Genomic DNA, 23,608 nt, shown 5'->3' with positions numbered 1-23,608 from the left:
CCCTTATTCCAGCCACAGCAGCGTGTCGCCGGGGCTAACCGGACGCCCCGGCTGGCAGGCAATACGTTTAACCTTGCCGCTCTGCGGCGCGTTGATGGCCAGCTCCATCTTCATCGCTTCGACGATCACCAGCGGCTGGCCTTCCGTCACGGCATCGCCGGGATTAACCAGCACCTTCCAGATGTTGCCGCTCATATCGGCGCACACCGGCAATGCGTCGTCATCCTCGGCGATTGCTTCCGGCGGCTGGCTTTCCGCTACGCTGGCCTGATCGTCCAGTTGCCAGCGCTCCACTTCCGCTTCGAAGGCTTCCGCCTGGCGGGTGCGGAATTCGGCAATGTCGGCGGCGTTATCGCGCAGGAACTGCAAATGCTGCGGGAAATCAAACACCGTCTCTTCAATGCGGATGGTGGCGCGGCCTTCGCGGAAATCGTCACGTAACTGAGTAAGTTCCGCTTCACTCACCGGGTAGAAGCGCACCTGGTCGAAGAAGTGCAGCAGCCACGGCTCGTTGGCGGCAAATTGCGCGTTTTTGAGGAACTTGTTCCAGATAGGCAGCGTGCGGCCCACCAGTTGATAGCCGCCGGGGGAATCCATGCCGTAGATGCACATGTACATCCCGCCGATCCCAACGGTGCCTTCGGCGGTAAAGGTACGCGCCGGGTTATATTTGGAACTCAGCAGACGATGACGCGGATCGATCGGCACCGCGCAGGGTGCGCCGAGATAGACATCGCCAAGGCCCAGGATCAGATAGCTGGCGTCAAAAATCGTCGCCTTCACCGCTTCGCGGCTTGCCAGGCCGTTGATACGCTGAATAAAGTCGACGTTGTTAGGCAACCACGGCGCTGTCGCGCGCACCGTGTCTTTGTAGCGGCTGACCGCATCCAGCGTGGCGCTGTCTTCAAACGCCATCGGCAGATGCACAATGCGTGATGGCACTTTCATCTGGCTGACATCGCCAATGTGCGACTCCAGCTCCAGCAGCAGCGCTACCAGTTCCTGCTGGCTAATGGCGAGGCTGTCATAACGCACCTGCAAAGAACGCACGCCTGGCGACAGCTCTTTCACGCCCGGATGCGCCCGTTTGCGCAGTTGTTCCATCAGCAGGTGAACACGCAGACGCAGCGCCAGATCCAGCACGTTGTCGCCATACTCAATCAGAATGTAGTTATCCCCGGCCTGGCGATAGACAATCGCCGGTGCGCCAGCAGCGGCAGGCAGCGACACCAGCGCGGTGGCAGAAACGCCGTCGCGATCGGCAAGGGATGGCGTAGTGAATTCCGCCAGTTGGCTGGCATGCAGCGTCTCAATGCTGCGCTCCTGCGCTTTTTCCCGCGCCACCGCCTCTTCCACGCTGATCGGGTAGAAGCGGATGCGATCGCCCGGTTTGACCTGCCCGACTTTCCACAGCTCGGCTTTAGCGATGGTCACCGGGCAGACAAAACCGCCGAGGCTCGGGCCATCGCGGGTAAGGATCACCGGGAAGTCGCCGGTAAAGTTAATTGCGCCAATGGCGTATTCGCAGTCGTGAACGTTAGAGGGGTGCAGACCGGCTTCACCGCCGTTTGGCCGCGTCCAGCTTGGTTTCGGCCCAACCAGCCGCACGCCGAGGCGGTTTGAGTTGTAATGCACTTGCCAGTCGCTGGCGAAGAACTCGTCGATCGCGTCCTGGGTAAAGAAATCCGGCGCGCCGTGCGGCCCGTACAGCACACCAATGCGCCACAGTTCGCCATACTCCGGGATCAGCGACGGGCTAATCGCCTGGGGTTCGCTCACCGGCGCGGGCGTAGTACAGGCGGCCAGTTGCGGGCGCGAAATCGGCAGCAGATCGGCGACTTTCAGCGTGCGTCCGGCGTGGCCGCCAAACTGCCCGAGTGCAAAGGTGGAGCGGCTGCCAAGGTATTGCGGCACATCAATGCCGTTACGCACCGCGAGATACGCGCGGCAGCCGACCTGCGCGCGCCCATACGCCAGAATCTGCCCGGCGTTAACGGTGATCGGTTGCCATAATGGCACCGCTTCGCCATCCAGCGTCGCCTGACAATCTGCCCCGGTCAGGGCGATCACCGCTGCGCTGTGAAATTGCAGCACCGGACCTTGCAGGGTGAACTCCAGCCCCGCCGCCGCCTCGTGGTTACCAACAATGCGGTTGGCCAGGCGGAAAGCAAAATCATCCATCGGGCCGGAAGGCGGCACGCCGATATCCCAATAACCGAGGCGGCCCGGATAATCCTGAACGCTGCTCCAGGTTCCCGGTTGCAGCACCTCAATCACCGGCGCGTGCGCGTCAACACTGTCGAGCATCCGCGTCCACATGCTGCCATGACGGAAGGCTTCGCTGGCGGTGATCTGGCGCAGATAATCCAGGTTGGTGGTAATGCCGTGCAGGCGGGTGGCGTCGAGCGCCGCCTGCAATTTTGCCAGCGCCTCTTCGCGGCTGTCGCCATGAACAATCAGTTTGGCGATCATCGGATCATAAAATGCCGACACTTCACTGCCGGTGGTCACGCCGGTATCCACACGCACACCCTGCGGGAAAGCCACTTCGGTTAATACGCCAGGACTGGGCTGGAAGTTTTTCAGCGGGTTTTCGGCATAGATACGCACTTCGATGGCCGCGCCTTGCGGTGCCTGTTGCAGACGCCCCCAGTCAATCGCTTCATCCGCCGCCACGCGCAGCATGCACTCGACCAGATCCAGCCCGGTAACGCACTCGGTGACCGGATGCTCCACCTGCAAACGGGTGTTGACCTCCAGAAAGTAGAACGCATCCCGCTGCGCGTCGTAGATAAATTCCACGGTGCCCGCGCTGCGGTAATTGACCAGTTTGCCAAGCTGCACCGCCGCGCTGAGCAGCGCTTCACGGGTAGTGGCTGGCAGGTTTGGCGCCGGGGTTTCTTCCACCACTTTCTGGTTGCGGCGCTGCAATGAGCAGTCGCGCTCGCCGAGCGCCACGACATTGCCTTTGCCGTCGCCAAAGATCTGCACTTCAATATGCCGCGCGCGATCGATGCAGCGCTCGACAAACACGCCGGCGTCGCTAAAAAACTGTTCGCCAAGCCGCCGCACGCTCTCCCAGGCATCATGGAGCGCCTGCGCATTGGCGCAGCGCGTCAGACCAATACCACCGCCGCCCGCCGTGCTTTTCAGCATCACCGGATAGCCAATATTCGCTGCGGCTGCCAGCGCTGCATCCAGCGAGTCGAGCAGCCCGGTGCCCGGCGTCATCGGCACGCCCGCCTCGGCAGCCAGCTCGCGCGCCCGATGTTTCAGCCCAAACTCACCAATCTGTTGTGCCGTCGGGCCGACAAAAACAATGCCCGCCTGTTCACAGGCGGCGGCAAACGGCAGGCTTTCCGACAAAAATCCGTAACCCGGCCAGATAGCCTGTGCCCCCGTTTCCTGCGCTGCGGCGATGATTTTGTCGATACGCAGATAACTGTCGCTGGCCTTTTCGCCGCCGAGTGCCACGGCAATATCGGCCTGTTTGACATGTTCGGCATTTTTATCAGCGTCGGAATAGACCGCCACGCTTTTGATACCCAGACGTTGCAGCGTGCGGATGGCGCGACAGGCAATTTCGCCCCGGTTGGCAATCAGTACGGTGTTAAACATGTTTGCTCTCCTGGCGGGCAATCCAGTTACGCCAGCCTTTAAATTCAGTAATGTCGGTGGCATCGTGCAGCGCTGCCGGTTCGCAGATAAACCCTTTCACCCAGCGGCCATCGGCCAGCTCCAGCGAACCAATACCGAGCGGCGCGGGGATCTCCGCGACAAATTCACCAAAACGCGCGAGCGGGATATCCCACAGCTCCACCGCAATGGCCGCGCCCTGCGCCTGGCGGGCAATGCCCGGCTTGGGCGGTGTGGTGTTTGCCAGTGCATACAGCCGGTAGCACGGCGCGGTTTCGGTGGCTTCGACAAACGCGGCATCGCGGCTGGTGAGCTGGAAGTTCAGCGGCATGCCGCGCAGATGCGCACCTACTACGGCAACGCGAACATGGTGTTGAGAAACCGGTAATGCCATCGCTGGCGGAGTGAATGGCTGGCCGGTCGCGCCGAGCGGCAGCGCCAGTTGCTGCTGCCAGCGCAGGCCAAAATCCGCCAGCGCACGGTCATGCCAGGCCGGGGCGATCAGCGTGATCCCGGCCGGTAAACCGTCGGCGCGAAATGGCGCAGGCAAGGCCAGCGCACAAAGATCAGCAAGATTGGTAAAGTTGGTGTAGGTGCCAAACTGCGAGTTGAAGAGAATCGGCTCCTGCTTCATCTCTTCCAGCGTATGGATGGTAGGCGATGTCGGGACCACCAGCGCATCAACCTCGCTCAGGGCGCGCTGAATTTTTTGCGTCAGCTCTGCACGCAGGTACTCCGCGTTAAAGGCATCCACCGCGCTGTAGTTCAACCCGGCGGAAATAATGGTGTGCACGGTGGGGTCCATCTGCTCCGGGTGTTGCAGCATCTCGCCGACAGAGGCGGTACGTTCCGCCACCCACGGCCCCTGATAAAGCTGCTCAGCAAGCTGGTAGAACGGCGAGAAATCGATCGGCTGCAACGTTGCGCCGCCGGCACGCAACGCCTCCAGCGCCTTCAGCCAGGCGGCTTCAGCCTGCGCATCGCCAAAGAAACGCAGCTCTGCCGGGATAGCGAAAACCGGGTTTTGCGGGATGGCCGCCGGCGCGGTTGCCGGGTTAACGCGCGAATAGGCATCTTCACTGTCTGCGCCACCCGCCAGCGTCGCAATGTAAAACGCATCTTCCACCGTCAGGGCAAACACCGACAGCGTGTCATTCAGACGACAAGCAGGCAGCACGCCGGTTGCAGAGAGCCAGCCTTTGGTTGGCTTCAGCCCGACAATATTGTTAAACCCGGCAGGCACGCGGCCCGAACCGGCGGTGTCGGTACCAAAGGCAAACGGCACCAGGCCACGCGCCACCACCGAAGCCGATCCCGAACTGGAACCGCCGCTGACATACGCCGGATCAAAAGTGTTTGGCACCGCACCGTAGGGGGAACGCGTGCCGACCAGCCCGGTGGCGAACTGATCGAGGTTGGTTTTACCAATCACAATCGCCCCCGCCGCTTTCAGCCGGGCGACGGCAGTGGCATCTCTTTCAGCGATAAATTCGAGCGCCGGGCACGCCGCCGTGGTCGGCCAGCCCGCCACATCCACATTGTCTTTGACGGCGAAAGGTACGCCGAACAGCGGAAACGCATCCGGGTTATTGCGGTACAGCGGCAGTAACGCAGTAATTTGCGCCTGCAACTGCGCGTCGCTGGCGATCACCAGCCAGGCATTATCCTCAAGGGATAAAGCATCTATATGCGCTTTTAAAAGCGAATAAACCGACTCACTCTCCTGCCGGATGCGCTGCTGCCATGCAGCCAGTGTTTTTCCTGTCATTAACGCCATCGTTGAATTCCTGTTGGTATACAAGATGGAATTCAATCAGCAAGCGGCATGCCAGAAATTCAATACCTTGTTTTTAAAGTAAAAACGCTATTTTGTGCCTGTTTTTTCAAAAACCACCTGCACCCTTTCTGAACATCTGCGCGCAATGGCAGTGCAATTACTATTGGAAAAACAGATATCTATAAGCAATATCAGAATATTCAATTATGGCGGTATGCCGCTATTCTTTGCCTGATTAACCTATAAACCTGCGCGAGCCCTTTGCGTAATAGCGAGGAGAAAAGATGAGAGCCGCTGTCTATTTTCAGGCCGGAAAACCGGACGTATTGCGCTATATCGATGTGCCGCAGCCCGTTTGCGGCGCAGACGAGGTATTGATTAAGGTTGAAGCGATCGCCCTTGAAGGCGGTGATGTGATTAATCGCGCCACCGCCGCCCCTTCTTCGCGGGGCACTATCCCCGGCTATTCGGCGGCGGGCACCATTGTGGCGGTAGGTAAAAATGTGCAAAACCGCCAGCCCGGCCAGCGCGTTGCCACTATTGCGCTTAACGGTTCACATGCCCAATACCGCGCTGCGCCCGCCGCATGGAGCTGGGTTATCCCCGATGGGCTGGATGTGGTGACCGCCGCCGCGATCCCGGTGAGTTTTGGCACCGCCGCCTGGGCGCTCTCTTCGCGCCTGCATCTTCAGGCGGGCGAAACGCTGCTGATCCAGGGCGGTGCGGGCGGCGTTGGCGTGGCGGCCATTCAACTGGCGAAAGCGCGTGGCGCGCGCGTGCTGGCGACACTTTCCGGCAGCGCCCGCGTGGCAAAACTTCACGAACTGGGCCTTGATGTGGCGCTTGATTACCGCCAGCAGGATATTGTGGCCGAGGTGCAAACGCTCACCCAACAGCGCGGCGTGGACAGCGTGCTGGATCTGGTGGGCTCCACGCTGGAACTCTCCTTCGCCTGCCTGCGAGAAGGCGGAACCGTGGTGCTGGCCGGTAACGCCGGGGGCAGTACCCGCGCCGATTTAGCGGCGTTACAGCAGGCCAATCAGACGCTGAGCGGGCTATTCTGGGGGCGCGAACTGGCTAACGAACAGGCCAGAGCCTCCGTTGACGGGCTGCTGGCGCAGGCGCGCGATGGCGTGTTACGGGTGCTTATTGATCGCGAGTTTGCGCTACAGGATGTGGTGGAAGCCCACCGTTACGCCGAAGAGAACCGCGTGCTCGGGCGCATTATTCTGCGCCCCTGAAGGCCATTATTGCAGGCTGAGGATAAGCAGAGCCAGGTCAGGATGCTGGCAGCGGAGCGCCGCGCTTACGGCGCGCGTTCCGCGGTCTCTTTCTGCAAATTGTCGCTGCCGAGACCGCCAATAAACGGCAGACGCAGGCGCAGCGGCGTGAAACCCAGCCCAACATTCAGCCCCAGCAGATTGAGTTCAAACCCCTCTTCCGCCCCCAGCGTTACGCCTGCGACACCGAGCAGAGAGACCTGCACGCCGCGCCCGGAAGGTGGCAGGCCAATCGGATTGCGCAGCGAGCGGAAATCTTTGCCGACCGCATTGGCGGGCAGATCCAGCTTCAGCGCCGGGACTTCGCGCCCGATATGCGCGAGAAAAGTATTGCTGTTCGGCCCAGGCCAGGCGTGGTAGGTCTGCGGCCACGGGTAAGAGGCAATCGCCGCTTCAATCTGCGGGATCATCGCTTCGGCCTGCGGGCCACGGTGATCGACCAGCAAGCGCGGCTGTGCGCCGTACCAGTAGCCATCGGGAATATTACTGTTACGCCGCACCTTATCGCCTGCGCCCCAGCTAATCACCTCGTAGCGGTTATAATGTGTTTCCCCGGCGCGTTTGAAAATGATCCATGGATGCACCGCCACCGCCCCTTTCCAGCCCCAGGTAGGTGCGGCATAAACCTGCACGATAGCAAGTTGGGCATTTATGCGCGCATCAGGCGCAATACCGGCAGAATCACGCCGGGCATCCCACCACCCGTGCTGCGTGCGCGTGTCCCGCTGGTGCATTGCCTGAGCAAGGCTGACGGCAAGGGAGAGCAGCGTGATGCACAGCAGGCTCAGGAAAAAGGTTTTTATGACGATCATGGCGGCCTGCTAACAGAAGGGAGAATTCAGCGTCTGCCCATTGTACTGGTGTTTTTTTGCCCGGCAAGACGCCGCCGCGCTGGTGGGCTGGGGAAACAGGCCGAATAGCATAAAAATCCAAAACGCGGCGAAGCCCGCAAAGATAAATAGCGCCGCACACAAGCGAGTTGCCCGGAAGCAGCCGGACAACGCGCCGCGTGCATTTGCTTACCGTGGCTTACCCCTCAACGGGAATAATGGAGATATGCCCATTGCGTTCGAGAATGGCATAGCGGATTTTACTCAACTCGGTAATACCCTGATTCTGTCGCGCTGCGACCAGAATATCATCGCAGGAGACATCCACTTTTTGCAGTTTATCGACAAGGGGAATGCCATTTTCAACGAGGATAACCGGCGAACCATCAATGACCGACTCCGCCCCGGAGAGATATTTTTTCACCAGCCCAAACAAAATATCGACCGCCACCAGCGTAATAATGGTCAGCATTGCACCGGTAACGGAAAAGTCATTGCCGAGAAGCGCCTGTTGCGTGGCCTCACTGATGATTAACAGCAGAATCAGGTCAAAGCTGGTCATCTCTAATAACGCGCGGCGCCCCACCACTTTAAAAACCAGTAACAGGATGAAATAGATCGCCAACGCCCGCAGCACCATTTCCATGTTGTTCTCCTACGGATAAATGAACTGCCAGAACCGGATGCCCGGTTCGTCATTAACTGCGACGGTATTCATCGATTTTCCCGGCGTGCCTGGTGTGGTATTCAGCCACACCGTAAAATCGCCGCTGCGGGTGATGTTGTTATAAACCAGGTAGAGCGTCTCTCCCCGGCTGTACATGCTGTCGGGCTGGGGCCAGACATTGCCGTGTTGATAATTCTCATTGAACGCGCCACCGAGGCTGATGACATATTTCTTCGCCGCCTGGGTTTGCAGGGTGATTTTTAGCGTCTGGGCGTTTTGCAGACGCCCGAATCGCTCATAGTGAATTTTCAGCGTCTGCTGAGCATTACTTTTGTCAGCCGGGCTAAAATAGCCGCCGGAAAAAACGCCGCTCAGCGCGGCGATAATAATCGCCAGCAGCACAAAAGCCCCGATGCGCCGAAACCCGGCTTCGAAATTCAGCGCCCAGGCCTTTTCAGCTACGCCTGGCAACGTCTCGTTGCGTTTCATTATGTCCCTCGCCGTTTCGCTTTCCAGAGATGAAAAACACTATCCAGAAGCCTGGCAGCCTGGCTCGCTTTCGCTATCAGATTCAGGCGAAATCGTCGGACGGCCCATCCAGAGGGCGCAGCGGCGGGAAAATGCGGGCGATCTCTTCGGCAATATCAAATTCGGTTAAATTTTCTTCGGCAATCAGTAACCAGGTCGAACCTTGCGGCGATTTCCATTCGGTAATAAAAAGCTGCGCGTCCGGGCGTAACACGATCTTCTCTCCGCTGTCGCGCGTATAAAACTGCCCGGCGCGTTTATCGTTATCCGGCAGCGTTAACCAGAGCGCCGGGTAAACGCCGCGCCAGACTTCGCCATGGTGCTCGCCGCCCAGAACCAGATATTCCTGCATCACTGTTTTCGCCATTGACCGTCTCCGCTGGATGAACCTCTATCAAGCTTACAACATCGGCCAGAAATCGCGTCCCGACGCCCCTCCTTAACATCTATGCCAGGCTTAAGGGGAACCCATTTTTACAGGAGCTCCCTCTAGCTCATCGCAACCATACAAAAGGAGAACGCATGACGGCATCTTCCCTATCTGACCATGACATCCAGTTGATCGATCGCTACTGGCGCGCCGCGAATTACCTCTCCGTCGGACAAATTTACCTGATGGATAACCCCTTACTACGCGAACCCCTCAAGCCGGAACACATCAAGCCGCGCCTGCTGGGACACTGGGGAACCACGCCCGGCCTTAACTTTATTTATGCCCATCTCAACCGCGTGATACGCCAGCGCGATCTCGATATGATCTCTATCTGCGGTCCGGGGCACGGCGGGCCGGGCATGGTGGCGAATACGTGGCTTGAAGGCTCTTACAGCGAGATTTACCCGCAGGTGAGCCAGGATGCGCAGGGGATGAAAAAATTGTTCCGCCAGTTCTCTTTTCCCGGCGGCATCCCCAGCCATGCCGCGCCGGAAACGCCCGGTTCTATTAATGAAGGTGGCGAGTTGGGTTACTCGCTGGCGCATGCCTTTGGCGCGGTATTTGATAACCCGTCGTTAATTGCCGCCTGCGTGATTGGCGATGGCGAAGCGGAAACCGGCCCGCTGGCCGCAAGCTGGCACGGAATTAAATTCCTCAATGCCGCGCGCGACGGCGCGGTGCTGCCGATTTTGCATCTGAATGGGTACAAGATTGCTAACCCGACGATCCTCGGACGCGCCAGCGATGAAGATCTGTTTCAACTGTTTCGCGGCTACGGGTATGAACCCCTGCTGGTCAGCGGGCATGAGCCGGAGCAAATGCATCGCGATATGGCGCAGGCACTGGACAGCGCCCTTGACCGCATTGCGGATTTTCAGCAGCAGGCGCGCGGCCATCAGGCAGCAGAGCGTTTACCGCGCTGGCCGCTCATTCTGTTGCGTAGCCCGAAAGGCTGGACCGGTCCACAAACCGTGGACGGCAAAAAGGTGGAAGATTTCTGGCGCGCGCACCAGGTGCCGGTCTCTTCATGCCGGGAAAACGACGAGCATCGCCAGATCCTGCAGCGCTGGATGCAAAGCTACCAGCCGCAGGATCTCTTTGATGAACACGGTCAGTTAAAGGCGGAACTGCGCGCGCTGGCACCGTCCGGGGATAAACGCATGGGCGCGTCGCCGTGGGCAAATGGCGGGCGGTTACGCCGCGAACTGGTGACACCGGCATTGCAATCGTACGCCGTGGAGGTCACCTCGCCCGGTGAAATCCAGGCGGAATCCACAGCGGCGCTCGGCGCATATCTGGCTGGCATCTTCCAGCAAAACCCGGATAACTTCCGTCTTTTTGGCCCGGATGAAACGGCATCTAATCGCCTGAGTAAGGTGTTCGATGTCACCAACCGCACGTGGCAGGCGGCGCAAAAACCGTGGGATGAACAGCTCGCGCCCGATGGCCGGGTAATGGAAATTCTCAGCGAGCACCAGTGTCAGGGCTGGCTGGAAGGGTATCTGCTCACCGGGCGGCACGGTCTGTTTAACTGTTACGAAGCGTTTATTCATATTGTCGATTCGATGTTTAATCAGCATGCCAAGTGGCTGAAAGTGACGCGCAAATTGCCGTGGCGGGCTCCCATTTCCTCGCTGAATTACCTGCTCTCGTCCCATGTCTGGCGCCAGGATCACAACGGTTATAGCCATCAGGATCCCGGCTTTATCGATCACGTTGCCAACAAGAAAGCCGATATTGTGCGCATTTATCTGCCGCCGGATGCCAACACGCTGCTCTGTGTGGCGGATCACTGCCTGAAAACCTGGGATCGCATCAATGTGATTGTCGCCGGGAAACAGCCTGCGCCGCAGTGGCTGACGCTGGAGGGTGCCGCAAAGCACTGCGCGGATGGAATGGGGATCTGGTACTGGGCGGGCACAGTTGAGGAAGGTGAAACGCCGGATGTGGTGATGGCCTGTGCCGGTGACGTGCCCACCATGGAGACGCTCGCGGCGGTCGACCTGCTGCGTGAATTCCTGCCAGCGTTGCGCATTCAGGTGGTGAACGTCGTCGATTTAATGGCGTTACAGACCCACGATCAGCACCCGCATGGCCTGAGCGAGCAGGCGTTTGATGCCCTTTTCACCGTCGATAAACCGGTAGTTTTCGCTTTCCACGGTTACCCCAGTTTGATCCACCGGTTAACCTACCTGCGCCATAACCACCGCAATTTCCACGTGCGCGGTTTTATGGAGGAAGGCACCACCACCACGCCGTTTGATATGACGGTGCTGAATGAGTTGGATCGCTTTCATCTGGCGCAGGAAGCGATATTACGCGTGCCGTCGCTGCAGGGGAAAGCGGACGCGATCCTTGATGTGTTACAGGAGAAAATCGCCGCCCATCATCGTTATGTCCGCGAATACGGTGAAGATCTGCCGGAAGTGCAGAACTGGAAATGGCCGTCACAGCAAGGCAGCGACGCTGCGCCGGAATAGCGGGCAGCGCCACCGCGCTTATGCCCGCATCAGGCGGCCATCTGCAAACAGGCTTGCGCGCAGGTTCGACACGCCTGCGCGCACTGCTGGCAGTGATCGTGCGGGTGTCTGCTGCACTCTTCAGCGCAGGATTTACAGATATCCACGCACACCCGGCACAGCGGCTGCAGATAGTCATTCTCCAGCGCCATGAACTGCCCCACCAGCCGACAGAGCGCCGCACACTGGAGATCCAGTTTGATGCAGTCACGCATCATTGCCATATCCTCTTCATTCAGACAACTCGCGGCGCAATGCTCGCAGGCAATGGCGCATTGGTAACAGGCATCGCTACAGGTTTTATGTTCGGTTTGCATAAACTCCTCCTTCTGTTGTCGAAGATATTAAGTGTGTACGAAGGCTGCATTTACGCGAATTATTAATTTTTTCTGCACAATAATAAGGCATTCAAACACAGCGCAAATATTTCCCGGCAGAAATGTTGTTCAACAAAAATAAATTAAAAACACTTAAAATCAATAAGTTAAAATAAGTGCCATCTAATTATTTACGCTGCGAAATAGTAACATCCATTGATGATGCAACTTAACCAGGACTATTCTGAGGGCGCTTTTCTTAATTGTTAGCAGACTAATCCCGGTAGCGAATATGCATTTGCATGCCTTCAGGATCGGTCCGGATTTGCTGTTCCTGAAGGTTTTTTTATTTCAGCTAAAGCGCCGACTCCTGCGTCCTGCAGAAAATAGAAGTTAACTGTGCGATACATCACAGCTTCATCTCCTCTCCCGGTAAGATTTGTCTTAAAAAGATTAACAAAATTTATATAAATTCATTGCAGGACAATGCCGGTGCGTAAACAAAAGTCACTATTTCGGCTATTTTGCCGTCATTTCAGGCATTTTGTAACCATGATTACTATTTCATTTCTATAAAAACAGGCCATAACTTCTTTATCTGCAAAGATATATGACCGATACAACAAATCTGGAATATCCATTCAGTGACTAATTTTTCATCATGGCAATTTTTCCCGCTTCGGTTTGACTAATTATCGATAGCGACTAACTTTAATTACGAACACCGACGACATTGAGATGCAAAATATGTCGTTTTATTTTAAACAACGAAACTGGAGAAATAACATGGCTGAACATCGTGGCGGTTCTGGTAATTTCGCAGAAGATCGTGATAAAGCATCCGAAGCTGGTCGTAAAGGTGGTCAACATAGCGGCGGTAATTTCAAAAATGATCCGCAACGCGCATCTGAAGCCGGGAAAAAAGGCGGTCAAAATAGCCATGGCGGCGGCCGAAAATCAGGCGAATAATACCTAACCACCTTGCTTCGAGCATTAAGTTATTTGTATTTTACGGCGAGTCGAAACGGCTCGCCATTATTTTCTCTTGCATGAAAGGTAATTCGCTATGCAGATTAATTCCCTTACTGATCTATTTATTCATTCCCTCTCTGATATTTACAGCGCGGAAAAGCAACTGACCCGCGCTCTCTCCAAACTGGCGCGTGAGTCTTCAAGCAGCGAGCTGTCTGAGGCTTTTAAAAAGCACTATGAAGAAACCCAGGGGCAGATTGAGCGCCTCGACCAGTTGGTAGAAGCAGAGCCTGAAATCAAGCTTAAGCGCATGAAATGTCACGCTATGGAAGGGCTGATCGATGAAGCCAATGAGGTCATTGAAGCCACGGAAAAAGGCAGCGTACGTGATGCCGGGCTGATTGCAGCAGCGCAAAAAGTCGAACATTACGAAATTGCTTCCTACGGTACACTTTGTACCCTCGCCAGTCAGTTAGGTCTGAAAAAGGCGCAGCAATTACTTGCTGAAACCTTAGAAGAAGAAAAAACCACCGATACATTACTTACCAAAATAGCCACTTCAAGTATTAATCAGAAAGCTGGAAGCTAATAACCGCCAGCACATGTCATCCCTGATAATATTATTCTTCAGGGTCAGTGAGACAGCCCGAAAATAGAGGAATGTACTATGACACCGCAAGAAAATTATCATGACTGGCTACGCGACGCACACGCCATGGAAAAACAAGCCGAATCGATGCTCAGCGCAATGAGCAGCCGCATCGAAAATTATCCCGACTTGCGTGCAAGAATTGAGCAGCACTTAACTGAAACTCAAGGACAGATTAAACTTCTGGAAGAGGTTCTCGATCGCAACAATATTAATCGCTCATTAATGAAAGATGCGACCAGTAAAATGAGTGCGATGGGTCAGGCTGTTGGAGGCATGTTTGCTTCTGATGAAGTTGTCAAAGGCTCAATTAGCAGCTACGTATTTGAGCAATTTGAAATTGCCTGTTATACGTCGTTAATTGCAGCGGCAGAAAAAGTCGGTGATATTGCCAGCATCGATATTTTCAAACAAATTCTCGCCGAAGAGAAAGCGATGGCTGAATGGGCATTTAATCATTTACCCGACGTTACCGAACAATTTTTACTTCGCGATGCCGCCGCTGGTGTGGAAGCTAAAAAATAAACAAAATCATCAGGAGAATTTATGTTTCGACACGTAAAACAACTACAGTACACCGTACGCGTCAGTGAGCCAAACCCAGGGCTGGCAAACCTCTTACTGGAACAGTTCGGCGGCCCGCAAGGCGAGCTGGCGGCCGCCTGCCGTTATTTCACCCAGGGTCTGGGTGATGACGATGTGGGTCGCAAAGAGATGTTGATGGATATTGCCACCGAAGAATTAAGCCATCTGGAAATTATTGGAACTCTGGTCGGCATGCTGAATAAAGGCGCGAAAGGCGAGCTGGCAGAAGGGACAGAAAAAGAGGCGGAACTTTATCGCTCATTAACCGCCAATGGCAATGACAGCCATATTACCTCGCTATTATATGGCGGTGGCCCTGCCCTGACGAATTCCGGCGGCGTGCCGTGGACGGCGGCTTATATTGATACCATTGGCGAAGTCACGGCGGATATGCGCTCCAATATTGCGGCGGAAGCGCGCGCGAAAATTATTTACGAACGGCTGATTAATGTCACGGACGATCCGGGCGTTAAAGATGCGCTGAGTTTCCTGATGACGCGAGAAGCGGCGCATCAGCTCTCCTTCGAGAAGGCGCTCTATTCCATTCGTAATAACTTCCCGCCTGGTAAATTGCCGCCCATCGAACAGTACAGCAATGTGTACTACAACATGTCCGAAGGCGATGATCCGCGCGGAAGCTGGAATAGCGACGAGAACTTCGACTACGTGGCCGATCCGCAACCTGCCGTGGATGGCGGCGATGGCCTCGCCACGGTGCAACTCAACGATAAACAGCGTGCACTGCTGAAAGCGATGGCGGAACGTACGCAATCCGATCCTGGTGTTGATCCGCTGACCGGTGCTGAGCTCGGTAGCGGCGAGCCGCAAGAGAAATAATACTTATTGATAACCTGTCATATTCACCCCTTAGTTTAGGGGTGTTTTTTTGTGGGGTAACCGGGCATGTTCGAATTCGATGCGTTCCATCTGGCAAGGCTTCAGTTCGCCTTTACGGTCTCGTTTCACATTATTTTTCCCGCCATCACTATCGGGCTCGCCAGCTATCTGGTGGTGCTTGAAGGGTTATGGCTGAAAACCAAAAATCCCGACTGGCGCGCGATGTATCACTTCTGGCTGAAGATCTTCGCCGTCAACTTCGGTATGGGCGTGGTGTCCGGGCTGGTAATGGCCTATCAGTTTGGTACCAACTGGAGCGGCTTTTCCCAGTTTGCCGGCAGTATTACCGGGCCATTGCTCACCTATGAGGTGCTGACCGCTTTCTTCCTTGAGGCGGGTTTTCTCGGCGTCATGCTGTTTGGCTGGAATAAAGTGGGGCCGGGGCTGCACTTTTTTGCCACCTGCATGGTGGCGCTCGGCACGCTGATGTCTACGTTCTGGATCCTGGCCTCCAATAGCTGGATGCATACGCCGCAAGGGTTTGCCATTGAAAATGGTCAGGTGATCCCTGTCGACTGGTTTGCGGTCATTTTTAACCCGTCATTCCCGTACCGTTTGCTGCATATGACCATTGCCGCGTTTCTCAGCACTGCCCTCTTCGTCGGCGCTTCCGCCGCCTGGCACTTGCTGCACCGCAATGACACACCGGCAATTCGCAAGATGCTGTCGATGGCGATGTGGATGGCGCTGGCCGTTGCGCCGATCCAGGCCTTTATTGGCGATATGCATGGCCTGAACACGCTGAAGCATCAGCCCGCGAAGATCGCCGCCATTGAGGGGCACTGGGAAAATCCGCCCGGCGAAGCCACGCCGTTGTTGCTGTTTGGCTTGCCGGATATGGAACAAGAGCGCACGCGATACGCGGTGGAAATCCCTTCTCTCGGCAGCCTGATCCTCACCCACTCGCTGCACGAACAAGTGCCTGCGCTGAAAGATTTCCCGAAAGCGGATCGGCCCAACTCCACGATTGTCTTCTGGTCATTTCGTCTGATGGTCGGGATGGGGCTATTGATGATTGCGCTCGGCGTTGCCGCTTTGTGGTTACGTTTCCGCCAGCGGCTATATACATCGCGCCCCTTCCTGTACTTCGCGCTGTGCATGGGCCCGGCGGGGTTGATTGCCATTCTTGCCGGTTGGGTGACCACCGAAGTCGGGCGACAACCCTGGGTCGTCTATGGGCTGCTGCGCACGGCGGATGCGGTTTCCCTGCATAGCACCTTACAGATGAGCCTGAGCCTGCTGGCCTTTATCGTGGTGTACACCTCGGTCTTCGGCGTCGGCTACAGCTATATGGTGCGGTTGATTAAGAAAGGGCCGCAGCCCTGGGATGAACATGCAACAGACGGCAGACCGGCGCGCCCGCTCTCGGCGGCGGGTGAGCATTTGCAGGCGGAGGAGGAAAAATAATGGGCATCGATTTATCGCTGATCTGGTTTGTCATCATCGTCTTTGCCACGCTGATGTATATCGTGATGGACGGCTTCGATCTGGGCATCGGTATTCTCTTCCCGGCGATTCAGGATGGCGGCGAACGGGATATTATGGTGAACAGCGTCGCGCCGGTGTGGGATGGCAACGAAACCTGGCTGGTGCTCGGCGGCGCCGGGCTTTTTGGCGCGTTTCCTCTCGCTTATGCGGTGATCGCCGATGCGCTGGCCATTCCGCTGACATTAATGTTGATCGGTCTTATTTTTCGTGGCGTGGCGTTTGAGTTCCGTTTTAAAGCCACTCCGAATCATAAGCCGTTCTGGGATAAGTCCTTTCTCGCCGGATCGCTGCTGGCGACCTTTATGCAGGGCGTGGTAGTCGGCGCGGTGATCAACGGTTTTCCTGTCACCGGCCGTACTTTCAGCGGCGGTTCGCTCGACTGGCTAACGCCCTTTAACCTGTTCTGCGGCGTTGGTCTGGTCATCACGTATGGCCTGTTGGGTGCCAGTTGGCTGGTGATGAAAAGCGAAGGAAACCTGCAACAGAAAATGCGTGTTGTCGCCAGAACGCTGTTGCTGGCGCTGCTGGTGGCGATGGCCGCGATCAGCCTGTGGACACCGCTTTCCCATGCAGCGATCGCCGAACGCTGGTTCAGCCGGCCGAATATCTGGTTTTTTGCCCCGGTTCCGCTGCTGGCGATCCTCTTTAGCGTCTGGTTATGGCATACGCTGAGCAATGCGCAATACCATATTTTGCCGTTCATTCTGACGCTGGGGCTGATTTTCCTCGGCTTTAGCGGGCTGGGCATCAGTATCTGGCCGCATATTATTCCGCCGGATATCACGCTGTGGCAGGCCGCCGCGCCGCCGCAAAGCCAGGGCTTTATGCTGGTTGGCGCACTGCTGATTATTCCGGTGATCCTGGTTTACACTTTCTGGAGCTACTACGTGTTTCGCGGAAAAATCCAGCATGGCGCGGGGTATCACTGATGTCATTTAAACGTATCGCACCGAAAATCATGTGGTTTGTTGGGCTGTGGTTTGCCAGCGTGCTGGCCCTGTTTCTCGTCAGCTCTGTGCTCAGGCTGCTGATGTCAATGGCCGGGCTACGCGCGTAAGGCAGCGCAGGAAGGGTTACTCAATCTTGCCGCTGAAAACGCGAAATCCCCAGCGGTTATATATAAAGCAGTGTAATAGACACCAGTAACGCAAAACTGATCAGCAGAAATTTTTGCGTTTCTGGCGGCGCGGCTGCTTGATGGAAGCCAAATTGTCAGGCGGTTATCGCCTTATCCAGAGATATTTAGGTATTTTCTTATGTCGTTAAAAAAGGCCACGCATGTGGCCCGGTTTACGATTATTTTTTTGGCGGAACGGGTTTTTTATCGCCGGATTCCGGTGCTTCATGGGGATCGTCTTTTTCAACCTGTAACATTGTTACCTCCTCATTATTTACGCAGATTTTTCACTATAGCCCGGTAAAGGAAAAAACAGCCAAGCGGCAGCAGGAAGAGTATATTTCCCGCTGCGCTTGTTTTATTTCAGTACCCCTTCTTCAGCATTTAGTCCGATTCGGCTAATAAGCGAATTAATCGGCCGAGAGCATAATTGGTTGCCTCTTTGATATTCGCTTCGCTGTCGCCGGTAAACTGTTTCACCCGGGTATGAATGCTGTTGTCAGCAAGCTGCCAGGCAAACCAGATCGTGCCCGCTGGCGTACCATCTTCGCCGCCGTCCGGCCCGGCGTAGCCGCTAACCGCAATGCCGATATGCGCCTGCGACTGGCGCACGGCGCCCGCCGCCATCTCAATAACGGCCTGTTCGCTTACCGCCGTGTGCTCGGTAAGGGTTTCGCGACTGACGCCAAGCATGATCATCTTGGCTTCGTCGGTAAAGGTCACAAACCCGCTGCCATAAAACGACGGGGTATTCTCCGCTGCGCATAACGACGAGGCGATCATCCCGCCGGTGCAGGACTCCGCCGTCGCCAGTTGCAGCTTCTTTTCCGTTAACAACCGCCCCAGTTCATTGGCAATAGATAACGAAGGTGTGGTCATCAAATCGCCCTCAGAGTAAAGGCGCAGACGGCGCTGCGCCTGTTGAAGAATCAAACGGTAGCTTTTTCCGCCTTCATGCCGGGCACGAGAATCACTTTGCGGCACTCTTCCTGGCGTTTTTCGAAGATTTCATACCCACGCGCCGCCTCTTCCAGCGGCATATGGTGAGTAATAATCTCCTCCGGCGTCAGGTGTCCCTGTTCGACAAGCGCCAGCAATTCCGGCAGCCAGGCATGAACATGCGTCTGCCCCATTTTGAAGGTCAGCCCTTTATCGAAGGCATCGCCGAACATAAAGCCATGGATAAACCCGGCGTAGACGCCCGGCACGCTGACAATGCCGCCACGCCGCACCGCGGCGATACATTGCCGCAGCGCTTTCCCGCTGCTGCCTTCAATTTTGAGCGTGCTCAGTACGGTTTCTGTGATGCTGCCTTTCGCTTCAAAGCCCACAGCATCAATGACCGCATCAACGCCCCGGTTGCCCGGCGTATTTTCGATAATCCACGCCGCGGGATCGTCGTTTTTATCGAAGTTAATCGGGATCGCGCCATAGCGTTGCCGGGCGAACTCCAGCCGGTAATCGTTGTGATCGACGATAAAAATCTGCTCAGCGCCTTTAAAGCGCGCGCAGGCCGCCGTCAGCAATCCCACCGGCCCGGCACCGTAAATGGCCACCCGCGAACCCGGTTTCACTTCGGCATTGATCACCGCCTGCCAGGCCGTCGGCAGAATATCGGAGAGGAACAGCACCTTCTCATCCGGCAGAATGTCCGGGACTTTAAAAGGCCCGGTGTTGGCTTTCGGCACGCGGACATACTCCGCCTGCCCGCCCGGAACACCGCCGTACAGGCTGCTGTAGCCAAACAGCGCGGCGGGCGGCGTGATGCTCTTGCGATTCAGCGCCGCGCCCCGCCCGCTGTTGGTGCTTTCACAGGCCGAATATTGCTGCAACCGGCAGAAAAAACAGTCGCCGCAGGCGATCACAAACGGGATCACCACCCGATCGCCCTTGCTGACGTTTTTCACTTCCGGCCCGGCTTCGACAACCTCGCCCATAAATTCGTGGCCGAAGATATCGCCATGATGCGTACCCGGAATTTTGCCGCGGTACAGATGCAGATCGGAGCCACAAATCGCTGTCGCGGTCACGCGCAGAATGATGTCGTCCGGGGCAGCCAGCCCCGGATCGGCGACATTCTCGACTTTGACGCTATGAGGTCCGTGATACGTTAATGCTTTCACAGGCGATTCTCCTGACGTTGATAAAAAAGGGCGGCGCGTTACACGGTTCCCGTACCACCGTCAGAACACCAGACCTGGCCCGACGCATAGCTGTTTTCAGACGAAGCCAGGGTGACATACAGCGGCGCAATCTCTGCCGGCTGGCCTGGACGGCCGAGCGGCGCGGAAGCGCCAAACTGCTCGATTTTTTCCTGCGGCTGTCCGCCGCAACATTGCAGCGCGGTCCAGTATGGGCCAGGCGCAACGGCGTTCACGCGGATCCCTTTCGGCCCCAGTTGTTTGGCGAGGGATTTGGTAAACGTCGCAATAGCCGCTTTGGTCTGGGCGTAATCGAGCAGTATTTCGCTCGGTTCGTACGCCTGAACGGAAGTGGTATTAATAATTGCCGCCCCGCGGGACATCTTTTTCAGCGCGGCTTTCGTTATCCAGAACATCGCGTAGACGTTAGTTTTGAACGTGGCATCAAACGCTTCGGTGGTCAGTTCTTCTATCGATTCACAGAATTGCTGACGCCCGGCGTTATTCACCAGCAGATCCAGCCCGCCTAACGCTTCGCTGGCCTGTTCCACTAATTGCTGGCAGAACGTTTCATCACGGATATCGCCGGGGATTGCCACTGCCTTGCGCCCGGCTTCCTGGATCAGGGCAATCACTTCCCGCGCGTCATCCTCTTCCGCTGGCAGATAGTTGATAGCCACATCGGCGCCTTCGCGGGCAAAGGCAATGGCAACAGCGCGGCCAATACCGGAATCGCCGCCGGTGATCAGCGCCTTACGGCCATTCAGCCGACCGCTGCCCTGGTAACTTTTTTCACCGTGATCGGGACGCGGCTCCATTTTCCCGATAAGGCCCGGGAACGGCTGTTTTTGATGTGGAAATGGCGGAACCGGGTAGTTTTCGGTATTAGTCTGATTTGTGGTGTGCTTCGGGTTATTTGTGCTATCCATTCGCTTACCTCTTCATGTTTAATTACCACGAACATAAAGGGTAGAACAAAAATAGCGATGAATAAAAATAACGAAGCTGAAAATAATATTTCACCGTTTACGACAGCTAATTTACCGCCTCGCTTTGCAATATTCTGGAATATCGTCTCTGCAGCGTCTATACCCTTTTAAATAGCTAAACGACACAGTGGAGAGATATGGGATATTTGGCGTGGACGGCAGCAACCGGCTGTTTATTATTATTGATGTCACTCTCTTATGGCTGGATAAGCCGTGCACCGGTGTCGGTTTTTGGCCTTTATCTTTTGGTGGGTATTGCCTGCGGTCCCTGGGTATTTAATATTCTCAATATTGATATTGCCGCGCACGCCACGCTGACCAGCCGGGTGACGGAAATCGCCATGGCGGCTTCGCTGTTTATTACCGGGTTAAAAATTCGCCTGCCGCTGACGTCGCCTTACTGGAAGATGGGAATCAAACTGGCGCTACCCGGCATGTTGCTCACTATCGGCGGAATGATGCTGGCCGCCCATTTCATGGCCGATCTCTCCTGGCCGCTGTCGCTGGCGCTTGCCGCGATCCTCGCCCCGACCGATCCGGTGCTGGCAAGCCTGGTCTCCATCAACGATGCCAGAGATGGCGACCAGCTCCGAATCGCCCTCTCCAGCGAAGCCGGGTTGAATGACGGCACCGCTCTGCCATTTTTGATGCTGGCGCTGATCTGGCATCGGGCTGGCGGCAGCATCAGCACCGATGAGTGGCTTAGCTGGCTGAGCATCGATCTGGTGTGGGCATTGGTGGGCGGGCTGGCTATCGGTTTTTTGCTGGGGCGCAGCATTGGGCTTATCGCCACCCGCTCGCGGCATGCTCAGGGTGAAGTGGCCCCCAGCGATTTTGTCGCGCTATCGCTGATCTGCCTCAGTTTCTCCCTTGCCATGGCCGTCAGCGCCTCCGGTTTTCTGGCCGCGTTTGCTGCCGGGGTTGGGCTGCGCAGCGCCGAAGTCAGCGTGCAGAAAAGGCATCCGGACCAGAAAGAGGTTGAGCACGACTTACCGGCGGAAATGCAGGTCAATCCCCACGCGCGGCACGCGCTGGAAGAACATAACCCGATCAAATCGGTGGGGCTGGTGATTGGCGATGCCCTCTCCTTTGGCGATACGGTTGAGCGGATATTTGCGGCGGTGCTGGTGATTATTCTCGGCGTCACGCTGGCACAGCACTGGGATATGCCCGCCCTGGTGCTGGCTTTCATGCTGTTCGTCATTATTCGACCGCTGTCGGTGCTGCTGCTGACCTGGCGTTCGGGAGAGTCGCTGTTTCACCGTCTGAGCCTCGGATGGCTGGGGATCCGCGGCATCGGCAGCCTGAATTATATTGCGTATGCGTATATGCACGGGCTGGACAGCGCCCGCGCGGGCGAACTGGCGGATATCGCCATTACGATAGTGACCTTCAGCGTGCTGATCCACGGTATCTCGGTCACTCCGTTACTGAGGCTGCGCCGCAAGTGGGAGCAGGATTAAGAGATGAACCCGATGCATCTTACATAAGAGAAACTGTATTAAAAACGTCTCGTTAAAACGCAAAAAAGGAGGACAGAATATTATTTTCTGGTGATGTTTTTGATATTAATTGGGATTTATCTGAATTGAAATTACTATCGAATTCCCGGAACCTGCACATACTAAAGAGTTACTTTATGTTCTTTCGCATAATATCAGGAACGACGCTCGCCATTCTGTTAGCTTTATCACCTTTATCTCACGCAGCAAATTCAGCACCCACTGTTCAGGAAGGCGACTGGGTCGCCAACGAATTCACCTTTAATAGCGGTGAAAAACTCAACGATCTGCGTATTCATTACTACACGCTCGGCGATCGCAGCAAACCTGCGGTATTACTCCTGCACGGAACGAACCAGCCGATTAAAGCGTTGCTGGCCCCAGGATTTGCCGGTGAGTTATTTACCCCCGGCGCAGCGCTCGATAGCAGTAAATATTTCATCATCATCCCGGAAAGTATTGGCTCGGGGAAATCCTCCAAACCGTCAGATGGTTTGCGCATGAACTTTCCGCACTACGATTATGACGATATGGTGACCGCGCAATATCGCTTAATTAAAGAAGGACTCGGTATTTCGCATTTGCGCCTGGTGATGGGTTATTCGATGGGCGGTATGCAGACCTGGCTGTGGGGGGAAAAATACCCGACGATGATGGATGCGCTGGTGCCGATGGCCTCACAGCCCAACGAGCTTTCTGGCCGTAACTGGATGATGCGGCGCATGTTAATTGAGTCGATTAAAGCCGATCCGGCCTGGGCGCAGGGCAATTACCAGCAGCAACCGCCTGCGCTGAAGACCGCCAATATTATGTTCAGTATTGCCACCACCGGCGGCACGCTGAATTACCAGCATAAAGCGCCAACCCGTGCGCTGGCCGATAAACTGGTGGATGAACGTCTGGCCGCGCCGGTCACTGCGGATGCCAACGACTTTATTTATATCTGGGGCTCTTCGGCGAACTATAACGCGTTACCGGCCTTAAACCGTATTACCGCGCCAATGCTGATCATTAACTCCGCCGATGATGAACGTAATCCGGTAGAAACCGGGATCCTCAGCGGCGAGCTCCACAAAATAAAACAGGCTGAGCTTTTTCTTATTCCAGCCAGCGTGGAAACCAGCGGCCACGGCACCATGATGTCGGCAAAATTTTACCGCGACAAACTGCGCGCTTTTTTGGCCGCCACACCTCAACGGCAGGATAAAAAGTAATTTCTTTACCCAGGAAGCGACGCACGTTGCTTCCTGATTTTTCGCATAACAACGTTATTTTCACCCC

At 55.9% G+C, this 23,608-nt stretch carries 21 protein-coding genes; 11 read left to right on the top strand and 10 right to left on the bottom strand.

Annotated elements, in window-relative coordinates:
- Window positions 1-3 precede the first annotated feature (3 nt).
- Complete coding sequence (gene uca / locus AWR26_RS11410) at window positions 4-3,618, bottom strand: urea carboxylase (protein ID WP_064565915.1); 3,615 nt, start codon at window positions 3,616-3,618, stop codon at window positions 4-6.
- Entirely contained in the window at window positions 3,611-5,413 is a 1,803-nt protein-coding gene (gene atzF / locus AWR26_RS11405) for an allophanate hydrolase (protein ID WP_064565913.1), read from the bottom strand. The genes uca and atzF overlap by 8 nt, the downstream gene beginning before the upstream one ends.
- A gap of 284 nt (window positions 5,414-5,697) precedes the next feature.
- Between atzF and AWR26_RS11400 the strand changes: the two genes are divergently transcribed.
- Window positions 5,698-6,654 (top strand): quinone oxidoreductase family protein, encoded by a 957-nt coding sequence (locus AWR26_RS11400; RefSeq protein WP_064565911.1) that lies wholly within the window; start codon window positions 5,698-5,700, stop codon window positions 6,652-6,654.
- A 65-nt stretch (window positions 6,655-6,719) separates the two neighbouring features.
- On the opposite strand, the gene AWR26_RS11395 is transcribed toward AWR26_RS11400, so the two are convergent.
- The 4 genes from AWR26_RS11395 to AWR26_RS11380 form a co-directional block, all read right to left on the bottom strand.
- The gene (locus AWR26_RS11395; protein ID WP_064565909.1) at window positions 6,720-7,505 is read right to left on the bottom strand and encodes a DUF3750 domain-containing protein; all 786 of its coding nucleotides are present in this window, start codon (window positions 7,503-7,505) and stop codon (window positions 6,720-6,722) included.
- A 217-nt stretch (window positions 7,506-7,722) separates the two neighbouring features.
- Complete coding sequence (locus tag AWR26_RS11390) at window positions 7,723-8,169, bottom strand: DUF421 domain-containing protein (RefSeq protein ID WP_043953373.1); 447 nt, start codon at window positions 8,167-8,169, stop codon at window positions 7,723-7,725.
- A gap of 9 nt (window positions 8,170-8,178) precedes the next feature.
- Window positions 8,179-8,679: a hypothetical protein gene (locus AWR26_RS11385; protein WP_064565907.1), complete on the bottom strand. Its 501-nt coding sequence runs from the start codon at window positions 8,677-8,679 to the stop codon at window positions 8,179-8,181.
- Between the two features lie 82 nt (window positions 8,680-8,761).
- A complete protein-coding gene (locus tag AWR26_RS11380; protein ID WP_064565905.1) occupies window positions 8,762-9,085 on the bottom strand; it encodes a hypothetical protein in 324 nt (107 codons plus the stop codon).
- 155 nt (window positions 9,086-9,240) lie between these two features.
- Between AWR26_RS11380 and AWR26_RS11375 the strand changes: the two genes are divergently transcribed.
- A complete protein-coding gene (locus AWR26_RS11375) occupies window positions 9,241-11,631 on the top strand; it encodes a phosphoketolase family protein (RefSeq protein ID WP_064565903.1) in 2,391 nt (796 codons plus the stop codon).
- Window positions 11,632-11,660: 29 nt separating this feature from the next.
- On the opposite strand, the gene AWR26_RS11370 is transcribed toward AWR26_RS11375, so the two are convergent.
- The gene (locus AWR26_RS11370) at window positions 11,661-11,987 is read right to left on the bottom strand and encodes a four-helix bundle copper-binding protein (protein WP_064565901.1); all 327 of its coding nucleotides are present in this window, start codon (window positions 11,985-11,987) and stop codon (window positions 11,661-11,663) included.
- Between the two features lie 786 nt (window positions 11,988-12,773).
- Between AWR26_RS11370 and AWR26_RS11365 the strand changes: the two genes are divergently transcribed.
- The 7 genes from AWR26_RS11365 to AWR26_RS11335 all read left to right on the top strand — a co-directional run bounded on the left by AWR26_RS11365 (window position 12,774) and on the right by AWR26_RS11335 (window position 17,635).
- A complete protein-coding gene (locus AWR26_RS11365) occupies window positions 12,774-12,956 on the top strand; it encodes a con-10 family general stress protein (protein ID WP_064565899.1) in 183 nt (60 codons plus the stop codon).
- 97 nt (window positions 12,957-13,053) lie between these two features.
- On the top strand, window positions 13,054-13,548 hold the full coding sequence (locus AWR26_RS11360; RefSeq protein WP_064565897.1) for a YciE/YciF ferroxidase family protein: 495 nt from the start codon (window positions 13,054-13,056) through the stop codon (window positions 13,546-13,548).
- A 78-nt stretch (window positions 13,549-13,626) separates the two neighbouring features.
- Complete coding sequence (locus tag AWR26_RS11355; RefSeq protein WP_064565895.1) at window positions 13,627-14,133, top strand: ferritin-like domain-containing protein; 507 nt, start codon at window positions 13,627-13,629, stop codon at window positions 14,131-14,133.
- Between the two features lie 21 nt (window positions 14,134-14,154).
- On the top strand, window positions 14,155-15,030 hold the full coding sequence (locus AWR26_RS11350) for a manganese catalase family protein (RefSeq protein ID WP_043953366.1): 876 nt from the start codon (window positions 14,155-14,157) through the stop codon (window positions 15,028-15,030).
- A gap of 66 nt (window positions 15,031-15,096) precedes the next feature.
- Complete coding sequence (locus AWR26_RS11345; protein ID WP_064565893.1) at window positions 15,097-16,497, top strand: cytochrome ubiquinol oxidase subunit I; 1,401 nt, start codon at window positions 15,097-15,099, stop codon at window positions 16,495-16,497.
- Window positions 16,497-17,507, top strand: coding sequence for a cytochrome d ubiquinol oxidase subunit II (gene cydB, locus AWR26_RS11340; protein ID WP_064565891.1), 1,011 nt, complete (start codon window positions 16,497-16,499; stop codon window positions 17,505-17,507). The genes AWR26_RS11345 and cydB overlap by 1 nt, the downstream gene beginning before the upstream one ends.
- Window positions 17,507-17,635 (top strand): DUF2474 family protein, encoded by a 129-nt coding sequence (locus AWR26_RS11335; protein ID WP_082934097.1) that lies wholly within the window; start codon window positions 17,507-17,509, stop codon window positions 17,633-17,635. Before cydB ends, AWR26_RS11335 begins: the two co-directional genes overlap by 1 nt.
- A 444-nt stretch (window positions 17,636-18,079) precedes the next feature.
- Here AWR26_RS11335 and AWR26_RS11330 read toward each other — a convergent pair whose 3' ends face one another.
- From AWR26_RS11330 to AWR26_RS11320, 3 genes are read right to left on the bottom strand one after another with little or no spacing between them, the layout of a single operon-like run.
- Window positions 18,080-18,574 (bottom strand): 2-oxo-tetronate isomerase, encoded by a 495-nt coding sequence (locus AWR26_RS11330; RefSeq protein ID WP_082934146.1) that lies wholly within the window; start codon window positions 18,572-18,574, stop codon window positions 18,080-18,082.
- Window positions 18,575-18,624: 50 nt separating this feature from the next.
- Window positions 18,625-19,818: a zinc-dependent alcohol dehydrogenase gene (locus AWR26_RS11325; RefSeq protein ID WP_064565889.1), complete on the bottom strand. Its 1,194-nt coding sequence runs from the start codon at window positions 19,816-19,818 to the stop codon at window positions 18,625-18,627.
- Between the two features lie 38 nt (window positions 19,819-19,856).
- Complete coding sequence (locus tag AWR26_RS11320) at window positions 19,857-20,765, bottom strand: SDR family oxidoreductase (protein WP_064565887.1); 909 nt, start codon at window positions 20,763-20,765, stop codon at window positions 19,857-19,859.
- Window positions 20,766-20,962: 197 nt separating this feature from the next.
- On the opposite strand from AWR26_RS11320, the gene AWR26_RS11315 reads away from it, so the two are divergent.
- Both AWR26_RS11315 and AWR26_RS11310 read left to right on the top strand, forming a co-directional pair.
- Complete coding sequence (locus tag AWR26_RS11315; RefSeq protein ID WP_064565885.1) at window positions 20,963-22,288, top strand: cation:proton antiporter; 1,326 nt, start codon at window positions 20,963-20,965, stop codon at window positions 22,286-22,288.
- Window positions 22,289-22,464: 176 nt separating this feature from the next.
- Window positions 22,465-23,541, top strand: coding sequence for an alpha/beta fold hydrolase (locus tag AWR26_RS11310; RefSeq protein WP_064565884.1), 1,077 nt, complete (start codon window positions 22,465-22,467; stop codon window positions 23,539-23,541).
- The last annotated feature ends 67 nt before the right edge of the window (window positions 23,542-23,608 follow it).

This window comes from Kosakonia oryzae (genome assembly GCF_001658025.2).
In the GTDB taxonomy this organism is placed as follows: domain Bacteria; phylum Pseudomonadota; class Gammaproteobacteria; order Enterobacterales; family Enterobacteriaceae; genus Kosakonia; species Kosakonia oryzae.
Note: the sequence above shows the minus strand (reverse complement) of the source record. Positions and strands in the feature narration are given on the sequence as shown.